Raw genomic sequence first — 13,120 nt, 5'->3', positions numbered from 1 at the left:
CACCGGCGCTGTGTCACCACTGCCCCGACCTGCTCTGGCCACAACATCTGGTGGGCCCCACGGAGCCGGGCCACAAGATGTCGGGTCATTACAGCAGTGTAATTACGAAGGTGTCAACGGTGGCACCTCCGGGAAACCGCTGGTCAGAGGGCGTTCGCGAAATCTCCCGCTCGTGCACGCGTGCACGAGCGGCCTGACCGCCCCGGCCGACCGGGTCGACCGTAGGACGGGGCCGCTGTGGATCGTCAGGGGGTGTTTCCTGTGACTTTCCTCCCCACCCTGTGGAAACCCATGGGGAAAACCCGGGGCACGCTCCACAGGGCGGTGGCGGCCACCGGCGGCCACCCAGCGTACCCAGGGACGACGCCCCTCCCCCCTTGGGGACGACGCCGCCGGACCCCGAGCTGTGCGCGTCAGCGGTCCGGAGCGGACGTCCAGCGCACACAACCCGCCGTCAGACCAGCGGGCGGCTCAGGCCAGCGGCCCGCCGCCGTCGACGCGGATGCGCTGGCCGGTGAGGTAGCCGGCGGCGTCGGAGACGAGGAAGCGCACCACCGCGGCAACGTCGTCGGGCCGGCACACCCGGCCGTAGGGGCTGCGGTCGTCGAGGTCGGCAGCCTCGCTCAGCACGCCCCCGCTGGTGGCCCGGGCCAGCCGGTCGCCCATGTCGGTGGCCACCAGGCCCGGCGCCACGATGTTGACGTGGAGGCCGCGCTCCTCCTTGGCGAGGGTGTGGGCCAGCGCCTCCATGGCCGTCTTTCCCATGTTGTAGGGCCCGCCGCGGGCGGCGAGGCCGTCGGTGGCCACGCTCGAGATCATCACCACGTCGCCGCGCGGCAGGTCGCGCATGGCCGGCACCACGAGGGCGCAGAGGTGGTGGGGGCCGTAGGCGTGGGTGCGCACGACCCGGTCGAGCTCGTCGGGGTCGGTGTCGACGACGCTGTTGCCACGGCTGGCGATGCCGCCGTTGTTGACCAGGATGCCGACGGGCCCAAAGTCGGCCTGGACCGCCTCGACCATGGCTCGGTCCTCGTCGATGCGGTCGACCGATGCCTGGTAGGCGCCCGCCCGGCGGCCCATGGCCTCGATCTCGGCGACGACGGCCTCGGCCGCCTCGCGGTCGCGTCGGTAGTTGACGGCCACGTCGGCGCCGTCGGCGGCGAGGCCGAGCGAGATCGCCCGGCCGATCCCCCGGCCCCCGCCGGTCACCAGCGCCACCCGTCCCTGCAGGCCCTCGGCCATGTCGTGCTCCCCCTCGTCGTCGGACGCCGGGATCCTACGGGGGCCGGTGGGCGCCCCCGCGGCCGACCGCCGGCGCCGTCAGGCCGGGACCGGGGCGGGCGCCGTGACCGGCGCCACCGTCACCGGCACACCGTTGAGCACGGCGTTGCCCGACAGCGGGTCGACCACTCCGGCATCGACCAGCAGATTGGCGTTGACCCCGGCGTGACGACCGGCGACCGCCATGTCCGTGCCGGCCACGCCGTGGCCCCACCCATGGGGGATGCTCACCACGCCCGGCATGATCGAGTCGGTGACCTCCACCGGGACCTCAACCGCGTTCACCCTGGAGGTCACGCAGGCCGTCGCGCCGTCGACCAGGCCGAGGCGCTCGGCGTCGTCGGGGTGGACGTGCATCGTGCATCGGGGTCGGCCCTTCACCAGCACCTCCAGGTTGTGCATCCAGGAGTTGTTGGAGCGCAGGTCGCGCCGGCCGATGAGCACGAACGTGCCGTCGTCGGCCCGGCGGTCGAGGGCGGCGCGGAGGCGGTCGGTGTCGGCCACCAGCTCGGGCGGCGCCAGCTCGATCATCCCGCTCGGCGTGCGCAGCGCCTCGGGGACCCTCGGCTCGAGCGGGCCGAGGTCGACGCCGTGGGGGTTGGCCTCGAGGACGTCGAGCGACAGACCACCGGGGTTGGCGCCGAACGCCTCGCCGTAGGGGCCCGTCCGCAACATGAGGTCGAGGAGGCGCGCCGGGCCCCGGCGGCTCCCGAGGGCCGCGACCAGCTCCTCGGCGTCGCGACCGTGAACCGGACCGTGCGGGTCCGCCACCGCCCGGGCCACCATGTCGGCGGCCATGGCGTCGTCGAGGGTGGCGGGGTCGGCGTCGGGCCCCTCGCCTGCGGCGATGAGCGCCAGGCGGGCGAGGATCTCCCACTCGTCGAGCTCGCCCTCGGCCAGCGGCACCGACGGTGGCGACCAGTTGGCCACGTTGCGGATGGCCAGGCGGTAGAGCAGCAGGTCGTAGTGGCCCTTGGTGAACGGACCGGCGCCGGGGAGGATCACATGGGCGTGGCGGGTCGTCTCGTTGAGGTAGATGTCGACGCTGACCATCAGCTCGAGCTGGCCGAGGGCGGCGTCGAGCGCCGCGCTGTCGGGGGTGGAGAGCACCGGGTTGCCGGCCACCGTGAACAGGGCCCGCACCTGGCCCTCGCCCGGCGTGGTGATCTCCTCGGCCAGCGCCACCACCGGCAGCTCCCCGAGGGCGCCGGCCAATCCCCGCACCCGCGTGTGGCGCGAGCCGAGGCGGATGCCCCGGCCCCGCCCCGGCGCCCCCGAGGTGGTGGGTGAGCCGGTGGCGGGCCTGGTGAACATCGCCCCGCCGGGGCGGTCGAGGTTGCCCGTGAGGGTGTTGACCACGTCGACCAGCCAGCTGGCGATCGTCCCGAACTCCTGGGTGCAGGTGCCGATGCGCCCGTAGACCGCGGCGGTGGGCGCGGCAGCCAGCTCGGCGGCCATGCGACGGATGGTGGGGGCGTCGATCCCGCACACCGGGGCCACCACCTCGGGGGTGAAGTCGGCAGCCAGGCGTGCGACCTCGTCGAGGCCGGCCACGTGATCGCCCACCGACCCCAAGTCGACGAGGCCGTCGTCGACCAGCACGTGGACGAGGGCGAAGAGGAGGAAGGCGTCGGTCCCGGGCCGGATGGCGACGTGCTCGTCGGCCTCCTCGGCGGTCTTGGAGCGGCGGGGGTCGACCACCACCAGCCGGCCGCCACGGGCGCGCAGGGCCCGCAGTCGCCCGGGGATGTCGGGCGCGGTCATGAGCGAGCCGTTGGACGCGAACGGGTTGGCGCCCAGGACGAGGAGGTGGTCGGTGCGGTCGACGTCGGGCACCGGCACCGAGATGCCGGTGCCGAACATCAGGCCCCCTGCGACCTGCTTCGGCATCTGGTCGACGGTGCTGGCCGAGTAGCGGTTCGACGTGCCGAGGGCACGGATGAGCGCGGCGTTGTAGAGCATGGGTGAGAGGTTGTGGGCGTTCGGGTTGCCGACGTAGATGGCCACGGCATCGCGGCCGTTGGCGTCGACCACCGCAGGGAGGCGACGGGCCACCTCGGCGAAGGCCTCGTCCCAGGTGGCCGGCCGGTGGACCCCGTCGTCGCCCTTGATCATGGGCGTGCGCAGCCGGTCGGGGTCCTCGTCGAGCTGGCGGAGCGTGGATCCCTTGGGGCAGATGAACCCCTTGGAGAACACGTCGTCGCGGTCGCCGCGGATGTGCACGGCGCGGTCGCCCTCGAAGGTCACCGCCAGGCCGCACGTGGCTTCGCAGAGCGGGCAGGTCCGGTGCTCGACCCGTCGGGTCGGCTCCTCGTCGATCGCGGTCATCGTCCCCCCAGAGGTCTCGCCGGCAGCGGCCATCCTCCCACGACCGGCGCTGCGACGAGGCCCGAGGAGTAGGTTCGCCGGACGATGCGCCAGCTGCTCCCCGACCCGGTCGACGACGTCGACCCCGAAGTGGTCTACGCCGACGACGACCGTCCCGCTCCCGTCGGGCGGCCCTGGGTGATGGCCAACATGGTCACCTCCGCCGATGGCAGTGCAGCGGTCGACGGGCGCTCCGGGCCCCTCGGTGGCCCCGCCGACCGCGCCGTGTTCCACCTGCTGCGCTCGCTGGCCGACGTGATCCTGGTCGCCGCGGGCACCGTCCGAGCCGAGCACTACCGGCCGGCGCGGGGGCCGGCGCCAATCGCCGTGGTGACCCGCTCCCTCGACCTCGACCTCACCTCGGCGCTGTTCACCGAGGCGACGGCCCGCACCATCGTCGTCACCTGCGCCGCCGCCGACCCCGGGCGCCTGGCCGCGGTGCGCGAGGTGGCCGACGTGGTCGTCGCCGGCGACGAGCGGGTCGACGTCGCCGCGGCGCTGGCAGCCCTCGGCGAGCGGGGCCACCGCCTCGTGCTGTGCGAGGGTGGGCCCACGCTGCTCGGCCAGGTGGCGTCGGCCGGTGTGCTCGACGAGCTGTGCCTCACGATCTCGCCGATCCTCACCGCCGGCGACGGCCCCCGCCTCCTCGACGGCCCCGCGCTCACGCCCCCGGCCGCCCTGCGCCTCGCCACCCTCCTCGAGGACGACGGCACCCTCTTCGCCCGCTACCTGTCCTGAGGTCGCAGAGGCCGGTCAGCGACCCTTGCTCTCCTTCTTCTCCCGCTTGGCGTCGCGCTTCTCCTTCAACGACTTGCCCGCCTTCTTCCCGGCCGGCTTCTGGGGTGACTTCTCTGGCATGGCGCGCTCCTCGGGTCGGGGTCCAACGTTACCGGCGCCTACCGGCGCGCGGCAGGCCCATGGGGTTGGGGAAGATGATCTCGCCAGCGTCAGCCCCCGCGGTGCTTGGGCTCGCTGTCCTTGATGAGGAGGCCGACCTCGCGCTCGAAGTCGGTGAGATCCTCGAAGCCCTTGTAGACGCTGGCGAAGCGCAGGTAGGCGACGTCGTCGAGGGTGGCGAGGCGTTCGAGCACGGCAATGCCGAGCGCCTGGGTGGTGACCTCGGTACCGGCGAGGCGGGCCTCCTCCTCCACCTCGGCGGCCAGGCCCGCCATGGCGGGGGCGGCCACCGGCCGGTTCTTGGCCGCGGCCGCCACTCCGGCGACGATCTTGGCCCGGTCGAAGGGGACCTTCTCGCCAGACCGCTTCACCACGAGCAGCGGCGCCTCCTCGAGGCGCTCGAAGGTGGTGAAGCGCCGGCTGCACGCCAGGCACTCCCGGCGCCGCCGGATGGCCGCCCCGTCGTCGGCCACGCGGGAGTCGACCACCTTGTCGTCGAGGCTCGAGCACTGGGGGCACCGCACGCCCGAACGGTACCGCCTGGCCCGGGCCTCCCCGGAGCGAGCACGGCAGCGACGGCCCCGCTCAGCCCGGGATCACGACCCGGTCGCCAGGGCGAAGCGAGGCGCCGCCGTTGGCCGCCATGAGGGCGTCGACCCGGGCGCGGAGGTCGCCCTCGCCACCGGTGGCCACCGCGATCGACCAGAAGGTGTCGCCGGGCCCGGCCACCACGACCGAGGCGGGCGGTGCGGAGGAGGCAGGCCCGATCGGGGCGGCGGGGCGCAGCGCCCCGACCGCGGCCCACGAGACGCCGGCGACGAGGAGCACGGCCACCAGCACCGCCACCCGACGGCGGCGGTGGACCGCCGACACCCGCCGCCGAGGCGGCACCGGGGCCACCAGGCGCAGGTGCGGGGCGGCGGGGCGGCCCGGCGCCGGCGGGGCCTCGAGCTCGGGGTAGGCGATGGCTGCCATGGGGATCCTCCAGCGGGTCGAACGCTCGTTCGTGGACCCCCACCAAACCACGAACGAGCGTTCGACGTCAAGGGGCAAGTCGAACGGGTGTTTGCCAGGCCGTGGGGCCTCCGGTACCCTCGCCCGTGAACATGCGTTCGATGGTCGGCGACCGGCGCCGGCCACATCCCGAGGACCCGAGGAGCAGCCATGGCCGACGAGCTGACCGACCGCCAGCGGGAGATCCTGCACTTCATCGTCACCCAGCAGCAGGACCGCGGCTTCCCCCCGTCGGTCCGCGAGATCGGCGAGGCGGTGGGCCTCACCTCCCCCTCCACGGTCCACAGCCACCTGGCGACGCTCCAGAAGCGCGGCTACCTCCGGCGCGACCCCACCAAGCCCCGGGCCATCGAGGTCCGCTACGACCCGGCCTCGGGGGCCTCGGCCGAGCGCCGGCCCGTCAACCACGTGCCCCTCGTCGGCGACGTCGCCGCTGGCACCGACGTGCTGGCCAACGAGAACGTCGAGGAGCTCGTCCCCGTGCCCGCCGACCTCACCGGCGAGGGCTCGCTGTTCATGCTGCGGGTCCGGGGCGACTCGATGGTCGACGCCGGCATCCTCGACGGTGACTTCGTCGTCGTCCGCCAGGAGGTCGAGGCCCGCGACGGCGACATCGTCTGCGCCGGCATCCCGGGCGAGGAGGCCACCATCAAGACCTTCACCCGCCAGGGCAGCCAGGTGGTGCTGGTACCCGCCAACGAGCGGCTGTCGCCCATGGCGTTCGACGCCGAGACGGTCCAGGTCTTCGGCAAGGTCGTCACGGTGATGCGCCGCCTCTGAGCACCGTGCTCCCGGCGCCGCCCCGACTACCGGTCGGGTCGGACATGAGGGAGACTTCCGACATGCGCCGTCCGATCGCCGTCCTCGTCCTCGCCGTGGTGGCGACGGTGGCCGCGGCCGTGCCCGCGCCGGCCGCCGGCGACCCGGGCCTCGATCGCCAGTGGGGCCTGGAGCGCATCAATGCCCAGGCGGCCTGGAGCGTGGGGCGAGGGGCAGGCACCGTCATCGCCATCGTGGACTCCGGCGTGCAGCTCGACCACGAGGACCTCGTCGACAAGCTGGTCCCGGGCTTCAACGCCATCGACCCCGCGGCCCCGGCGAGCGACGACTGCGGCCACGGCACCCACGTGGCGGGCATCGCCGCCGCCAGCACCGGCAACGGCCTCGGCATCGCCGGGGTGGCGCCCGACGCCAAGATCATGCCGGTCAAGGTGCTGCGCTACTACCCGCTGGAGGACTCCTGCGGCGGCAGCCTCGACGCCGTCAACCGTGGCATCCGCCACGCTGCCGACAGCGGCGCCGACGTCATCAACCTCTCCCTCGGTGGCGACACCGACGCCATCCTCGGGCCGAAGTTCACCGAGGCGGTCCGCTACGCCTGGAGCAAGGGTGCCATCCTCGTGGTCGCCGCCGGCAACCAGTTCGTGCTGGGCTCGGGGTTCGCCGACGAGCCCGCCATCGTGGTCACCTCCACCAGCAAGGAAGACCAGGCGTCGTACTTCTCCAACGGCACCGGTCAGGCCAAGTGGGCCATGGCTGCCCCTGGCGGTGCCCGCTCCCTGAACGAGCCCGCCTCGAGCCAGATCCTGAGCACCTACCTCGACCGGGACGACCCCAGCCGGCGCGACGTCTACGGCTACCTCCAGGGGACCTCGATGGCGGCGCCCCACGTCGCCGGGGCAGCAGCCGTGCTGCGGGGGCTCGGCCTCTCGCCCCAGGAGACGGTCGACCGTCTGCTCGCGACCGCTGAGGACCTCGGCTCGCGCAGCACCTACGGCGCCGGTCGGCTCGACCTCGCCGCCGCCGTGGCAGGCCTGGGAGAACCGGAACCGGCCCCGGCCCCACCGCCGGAGGAGCCAGTGGCGCCAGCGTCCACACCGCCGACCGCGTCGCCCGAGACCTCTCCGCCCGCCGAGCCGACCACCGCCGCCGAGCCGACCACCGAGCCGGCCGCTTCCAACTCAGCCGATGACACCCCGACTGAGCCCGAGACGGCGGCGGGCGACCCCGGCGAGGCTCCCGAGGTGACGGTGCCCGACGAGCGGGGCATCGACGAGACGGAGAGCGACGAAGCGATCCTCACCACCCTCGACGACGAGGGTGGCTCGGGCGGTCAAGCCGCGGCCGGCACCGTCGCCGCCCTCGCTGCCGCCATGGCAGCCGCGGGTGCCTGGCGCCAGCGCCACCACCTCCCCCGCGCGCACACCAGGTAGCTCGCCAGGAGGTCGCTCAGGACGGGCCGAGCTCGAGCAGATCGAGCAGGGCGGCGTGGGTCGACTCGATCGACGCTCGCTCCACCCGCTCCTGCGCGGTGTGGGCCAAGGTGGGCTCCCCAGGGCCGAAGTTGCAGGCGGGGATGCCGTGCGCCGCGAAGCGCGCAACGTCGGTCCACCCGAGCTTGGAGCGCACCTCGAGGGCGTTGCGGTCGATGAGGCTGCGCAGCAGCGGGTGGTCGAGGCCGGGGGCGGCAGCGGGCGCGAGGTCGAGCACCTCGACGACGTCGTCAGGGCCGAGGACCGGCGCGAGGACCTCGCGCAGGTGGGCTTCCGCCTCCTCCGCCGAGCGGTCCGGGGCAAAGCGGAGGTTGACCTTGACGCTGGCCCGGTCGGGCACGACGTTGCCGGCCACCCCACCCTCGACGCCCACCGCCAGCATCGCCTCGCGGTACTCGCAACCGTCGAGCACGGGCCGCCGGCCCTCGTAGTCGTCGAGGACGGCGAGGAGGCGGCCCAGCCGGTGGATGGCGTTGACGCCCATCCAGGCCCGGGCGGTGTGGGCCCGCTGCCCGGTCAGCGTGGCGACGGCGCGCAGGCTCCCCTGGCAGCCCGCCTCGATGGAGCCGGCGGTGGGCTCGCCCAGGATGGCGGCGTCGCCGGCGAGGAGGTCGGGCCGGTCGCGGAAGAGGTGGCCCAGGCCGTTGTGGCGGGCCTCGACCTCCTCGGTGGCGTAGAAGACGTAGGTCACGTCGACGGCGGGCTCGGCCACGGTTCGGGCCAGCTCGAGCGCCACGGCGAGGCCCGCCTTCATGTCGGTGGCCCCCAGGCCCCAGAGCGTGTCCCCCTCGATGCGGGCGACCTCGTTGCCGTTGGCCGGCACGGTGTCGGTGTGGCCGGCCAGCACCAGCCGGAGCGGGCGGCCCAGCTCGGTGCGGGCGACGACGTTGTCGTCCACCCGCTCGACCGCCAGCCATGGCACCGTCCGCAGCTCGTCCTCGAGGTGATCGGCCAGGGGGCCTTCGTGGTGGCTGACCGAGGCGATGTCGACCAGCTCGGCGGTGAGGGCGAGCAGGTCGGTCACGACGGCTCCAGACATCAGGTGGCGACCCCGTGCTGGCGGAGCACGGCATTGAGCGCGGCCTTGTCGTGGCGCTCTCCCACGGCGAAGCGCTTGATGATCAGGACGCAGGCGAGGCCGAACTCCCCGCCGGGGAACGCCTTCGGGCGGGTGGCCGAGATGGCCAGGCACCACGGCGGCACGTGGCCCCGGCTGACCTCCTCGCCCGTCTCGGCGTCGATCACGGGGATCGACGGGTTGAGGATCACCCCGGCGCCGAGCATCGCCCCTCGCCCGACCCTGGCGCCCTCGGTGACCATGCAGCGGCTGCCGATGAACGCCTCGTCCTCCACGATGACGGGAGCGGCCTGCGGCGGCTCGAGCACGCCGCCGATGCCAACGCCGCCGGAGAGGTGCACGTTGGCGCCGATCTGGGCGCACGAGCCCACCGTGGCCCAGGTGTCGACCATGGTGCCGGCGCCGACCCGCGCCCCGATGTTGACGTAGCTCGGCATGAGGATCACGCCCCGGTCGAGGAACGACCCCCACCGGGCCGAGGCGCCGGGCACCACCCGTACGCCGGCCGCCTCGTAGCCGCCCTTGAGCGGCAGCTTGTCGGCGAACTCGAAGGGCCCGACCTCGGTGGTGTCCATGCGCGCCTGGCGGAACAGCAGGAGGATGGCTCGCTTCAGCCAGTCGTGCACCACCACCTGGTCGGTCGCGGGGTCGACCTCGGCGACCCGGGCTTCGCCCCGGTCGAGCATCCCGACGGCTTCGAGCACGATGGCGCCCACGTCGGGGTCACCAGGTTCGAGCTCGTCGCGGCGCTCCCACAGGTCGTCGATCTGGGCGTGGAGGTCAGCCATGGCCCGGAGGCTAGCGGCGGGTGCTGGGGACCTCGCCCCTGACGCGTCGGGCACCATGGAGCCATGACCGCCGGCTTCGTCCCGCCCGCCTACCCCTACGACCGCCTCGCCCCACTGGCGGCGGTGGCGGCGGCGCACGACGGCGGCAGCGTCGACCTGTCGGTGGGCACGCCCCACGACCCCCCGTCGCCGGCGGTGATCGAGGCGCTCGCCTCGTCGGGGATGGAGCGGGGCTATCCGCCCTCGATCGGCACCCTCGCCTACCGCAGCGCCGCCGCCGGCTGGTTGGGGCGCCGCTTCGAGGTGGAGGTCGACCCGGCCCACGTGGCTGCCTGCATCGGCACGAAGGAGCTGGTGGCCGGCCTGCCCCACTGGCTGCGCCTGCGCACCCCCGACCTCGACACCGTCCTCTACCCGGCGGTGAGCTACCCGACCTACGAGATGGGGGCCATCCTCGCCGGCTGCCGGGCGGTGGCCGTGCCTGTCGACGAGCGGTGGCGCCTCGACCTCAGCGCCATCGACCCGGCCGACGCCGACCGGGCCCTCTGCCTGTGGTCGAACACGCCCGGCAACCCCGCCGGCGGCCTGGACGACCTGGCGGCAGTGGTCGCCTGGGGTCGCGACCATGGCGTGGCCGTGCTGTCCGACGAGTGCTATGCCGAGCTCACCTGGGACGGGCCCGCCCGCAGCGTGCTGCAGTCGGGCGGCGACGGGGTGGTAGCCGTGCACTCGCTCTCGAAGCGCTCGAGCCTGGCCGGCCTGCGGGTCGGCTTCTACGCCGGCGACCCCGACCTGGTGCACTACCTGAGCGAGGTGCGCAAGCACGCCGGCTTCATGGTCCCGGGGCCCGCGCAGCACGCCGGCGTTGTGGCCCTCGACGACGACCACCATGCCCGGGCCCAGGCCGCCCGCTACCGGGCGCGCCTGGAGCGCATGGCCCAGGTGCTGATCGACGCCTTCGACCTCGAGGTTGCCCTTCCCGGTGGGGGCCTCTACCTGTGGGTGCCCGCACCCGGCGGCGACGCGTGGGCCTTCGCCGAGCGCCTGGCCACCGAGGCGGGGTGCCTCGTCTCGCCCGGCGAGTTCTACGGCGCAGCCGCCGCCGCCCACGTGCGGATCGCCATGGTGCAGCCCGACGACCGCCTCCAGCTCGTGGCCGACCGCCTCGGCGTGGCCTGAACAGGCGCCGGGCGCGCGGCGGCTCAGCCTGCGGCGAACGCCGCGAAGCGCCGGGCGCCGGCCTCGTCGAGTCGGGCACGGATGCGCGTGGCGCCCTCCTCGTGGACCTCGCTCAGGACCTCGCCGTCGCGGTGGAGGGCGGCGACGACGTCGCCTCGGTCGTAGGGCACGACGAGCTCCACGATGACCTCGAGGGAGCGAAGGCGGTCGGCGATGGTGGCCACCAGCTCGTCGACGCCCTCGCCGGAGAGCGCCGACATGGAGACCGACCCCTCGTGGCGGGCGACCAGCGCCGCGGCGTCGTCGGTCCGGTCGGCCTTGTTGAACACCAACAGCTCGGGGACGTGGTCAGCGTCGATCTCGGCGAGCACCGTGCGCACAGCATCGATCTGGGCCTCGGGGTCGGGGGCCGAGGCGTCGACCAGGTGGACCAGCAGGTCGGCCTCGACCACGACCTCGAGGGTGGAGCGGAAGGCCTCCACCAGCTGGTGCGGCAGCTTGCGGACGAAGCCGACGGTGTCGGAGAGGAGCACCGCCTCACCCCCGGGCAGGTCGAGGCGGCGGACCCGGGGGTCGAGGGTGGCGAAGAGGCGGTCCTCGACGAGCACCCCGGCATCGGTGAGGCGGTTCAGCAGCGTCGACTTGCCGGCGTTGGTGTAGCCCACGATGGCCACCCCCCGGTTGCCGGCCCGGCCCCGGCCCTTGGCCTGGGTCGTGCGCACCTGGCTCACCCGCGCCAGGTCGGCCTCGAGCTTGGTCATGCGCCTCAAGAGCCGGCGACGGTCGACCTCGAGCTGGGTCTCACCGGGCCCGCGTGACCCGATGGGCGCCCTGGCTCCGCCGGCGCCCATGGCGCCCGCCTGACGCGACAGCTGGGTCCCTCGGCCGCGCAGGCGCGGTAGGCGGTGGCGCAGCTGGGCCAGCTCGACCTGGGCCTTGCCCTCCTGGGTCCGGGCGTTCTGGGCGAAGATGTCGAGGATCACCTCGGTGCGGCTGATGGCCGTGCGCCCGAGGATCTTCTCGAGGTTGCGCTGCTGGGCCGGTGTGAGGTCGTTGTCGAAGACCACGGTGTCGGAGTCGACCTCGAGGCTCAGCTCGTGCAGCTCCTGGGCCTTGCCCTTGCCCACGAAGGTGGCCGAGTCGGGGGTGGTCCGGCGCTGGAAGACCCGGCCCACCACGTCGGCACCGGCGGTGTCGACGAGCAGGGCGAGCTCGTCGAGGTGGGCTTCGGTCCCCTCCACCGTCTCCGGCGGGATCGTGACCCCCACGAGGATGATGCGCTCCCGGAAGGAGCGTTCGATCAGGGCCACGGGACCTCGATGGTGGCGACGTAGGTGGCCGGGCCGACCAGGGTGGCACCGTCGCCGGCCAGGACCACCTCGACGGCGCCGCCCGGCATCTCCACGGTGACGCGCTTGCCCACCAGCCCCCACCGGTTGGCGGCGTGGGCGGCAGCGCACGCCCCCGTGCCGCAGGCCTCGGTCACGCCGGCCCCCCGCTCCCACACCCGCAGCCCGATGGTGTCGGGGCGTCCTGCCACGGGGGCGACCCACTCGACGTTGATGCCCTGCGGGTGGTGCGCCTCGAGCGCCGGGCCCTCGGTCTCGATGGCCACCGCCCAGGGGTCGTCGACGAGGAGCACCAGGTGCGGGTTGCCCAGGTCGAGGGTGACGGCCTCGAGCGGGGCAGGCGACGGGGCCGGGGCGTCCGGGTCGCGGGCGGGGCCCTCCCGGACCTCGCCCATGTCGACCTCGACCGACACGGTGCGGTCGTCGGCGCCGGGGATGACCGCAAGGCGGCGGGACCCGCCGTCGGTGGCGACCAGCAGGTCGAGCTCGGTGACCCCGCGCGCCCGGGCAACCGCCTGGCCGAGGCAGCGGATGCCGTTGCCGCTCATCTCGGCCTCGCTGCCGTCGCTGTTGCGCAGCTCCATGACGACGTCGGCGCCGTCAGCACCGGAGGTCACCCGGATGAGCCCGTCGGCGCCCACCCCGCGTCGGCGGTCGCACAGGGCGCGGGCCATCTCGGCGTCGATGGGCCGGGTGCCCTCGAGGTCGAGGAGCACCAGGAAGTCGTTCCCGAGGCCGTGGTGCTTCGTCAGGTGCATCTCGACCAGTCTCCCAGCACCGGGTCGTCGGGCACGAGCCCGTTTTGCCCGACGTCGATCCACCGGATGCGAGGGTCGCGCCGGAACCACCGCACCTGGCGACGGGCGAAGCGCCGGGTGCGGGACACGATCTCGG

Annotated in this window: 12 protein-coding genes; 4 read left to right on the top strand and 8 right to left on the bottom strand. The window is 74.0% G+C overall.

What is annotated here, in order from left to right; translation table 11 throughout:
* Nucleotides 1-471: 471 nt before the first annotated feature.
* The gene (locus tag VMN58_10805) at nt 472-1,242 is read right to left on the bottom strand and encodes an SDR family oxidoreductase (GenBank protein ID HUF33682.1); all 771 of its coding nucleotides are present in this window, start codon (nt 1,240-1,242) and stop codon (nt 472-474) included.
* Between the two features lie 78 nt (nt 1,243-1,320).
* On the bottom strand, nt 1,321-3,609 hold the full coding sequence (locus VMN58_10800) for a molybdopterin-dependent oxidoreductase (GenBank protein HUF33681.1): 2,289 nt from the start codon (nt 3,607-3,609) through the stop codon (nt 1,321-1,323).
* An 84-nt stretch (nt 3,610-3,693) separates the two neighbouring features.
* On the opposite strand from VMN58_10800, the gene VMN58_10795 reads away from it, so the two are divergent.
* Nucleotides 3,694-4,386, top strand: a complete 693-nt coding sequence (locus VMN58_10795) for a pyrimidine reductase family protein (protein ID HUF33680.1) — start codon at nt 3,694-3,696, stop codon at nt 4,384-4,386.
* A gap of 209 nt (nt 4,387-4,595) precedes the next feature.
* On the opposite strand, the gene nrdR is transcribed toward VMN58_10795, so the two are convergent.
* Together nrdR and VMN58_10785 are read right to left on the bottom strand one after the other, a co-directional pair.
* On the bottom strand, nt 4,596-5,069 hold the full coding sequence (gene nrdR, locus VMN58_10790; GenBank protein ID HUF33679.1) for a transcriptional regulator NrdR: 474 nt from the start codon (nt 5,067-5,069) through the stop codon (nt 4,596-4,598).
* 61 nt (nt 5,070-5,130) lie between these two features.
* Nucleotides 5,131-5,520 (bottom strand): LysM peptidoglycan-binding domain-containing protein, encoded by a 390-nt coding sequence (locus tag VMN58_10785; GenBank protein ID HUF33678.1) that lies wholly within the window; start codon nt 5,518-5,520, stop codon nt 5,131-5,133.
* A gap of 189 nt (nt 5,521-5,709) precedes the next feature.
* Here VMN58_10785 and lexA point away from each other — a divergent pair, with 189 nt between their 5' ends.
* Both lexA and VMN58_10775 read left to right on the top strand, forming a co-directional pair.
* Nucleotides 5,710-6,339, top strand: a complete 630-nt coding sequence (gene lexA, locus VMN58_10780; protein ID HUF33677.1) for a transcriptional repressor LexA — start codon at nt 5,710-5,712, stop codon at nt 6,337-6,339.
* A 62-nt stretch (nt 6,340-6,401) separates the two neighbouring features.
* A complete protein-coding gene (locus VMN58_10775; protein ID HUF33676.1) occupies nt 6,402-7,772 on the top strand; it encodes a S8 family serine peptidase in 1,371 nt (456 codons plus the stop codon).
* Nucleotides 7,773-7,788: 16 nt separating this feature from the next.
* On the opposite strand, the gene dapE is transcribed toward VMN58_10775, so the two are convergent.
* On the bottom strand, nt 7,789-8,856 hold the full coding sequence (gene dapE, locus VMN58_10770; GenBank protein ID HUF33675.1) for a succinyl-diaminopimelate desuccinylase: 1,068 nt from the start codon (nt 8,854-8,856) through the stop codon (nt 7,789-7,791).
* A gap of 14 nt (nt 8,857-8,870) precedes the next feature.
* Nucleotides 8,871-9,698: a 2,3,4,5-tetrahydropyridine-2,6-dicarboxylate N-succinyltransferase gene (locus tag VMN58_10765; protein HUF33674.1), complete on the bottom strand. Its 828-nt coding sequence runs from the start codon at nt 9,696-9,698 to the stop codon at nt 8,871-8,873.
* Between the two features lie 63 nt (nt 9,699-9,761).
* Here VMN58_10765 and VMN58_10760 point away from each other — a divergent pair, with 63 nt between their 5' ends.
* Nucleotides 9,762-10,877 carry an aminotransferase class I/II-fold pyridoxal phosphate-dependent enzyme gene (locus tag VMN58_10760; protein HUF33673.1) on the top strand — a complete coding sequence of 372 codons (1,116 nt, stop codon included), beginning with the start codon at nt 9,762-9,764 and terminating at the stop codon, nt 10,875-10,877.
* A 23-nt stretch (nt 10,878-10,900) separates the two neighbouring features.
* Here the strand turns inward: VMN58_10760 and hflX are convergent, their stop codons facing one another.
* Together hflX and dapF are read right to left on the bottom strand one after the other, a co-directional pair.
* The gene (gene hflX, locus VMN58_10755; protein HUF33672.1) at nt 10,901-12,187 is read right to left on the bottom strand and encodes a GTPase HflX; all 1,287 of its coding nucleotides are present in this window, start codon (nt 12,185-12,187) and stop codon (nt 10,901-10,903) included.
* Nucleotides 12,178-12,984 carry a diaminopimelate epimerase gene (gene dapF, locus VMN58_10750; protein HUF33671.1) on the bottom strand — a complete coding sequence of 269 codons (807 nt, stop codon included), beginning with the start codon at nt 12,982-12,984 and terminating at the stop codon, nt 12,178-12,180. The genes hflX and dapF overlap by 10 nt, the downstream gene beginning before the upstream one ends.
* Between the last annotated feature and the right edge of the window lie 136 nt (nt 12,985-13,120).

The sequence above is a fragment of the Acidimicrobiales bacterium genome, from assembly GCA_035512495.1.
Taxonomy (GTDB): Bacteria; Actinomycetota; Acidimicrobiia; order Acidimicrobiales; family CADCSY01; genus DATKDW01.
Note: the sequence above shows the minus strand (reverse complement) of the source record. Positions and strands in the feature narration are given on the sequence as shown.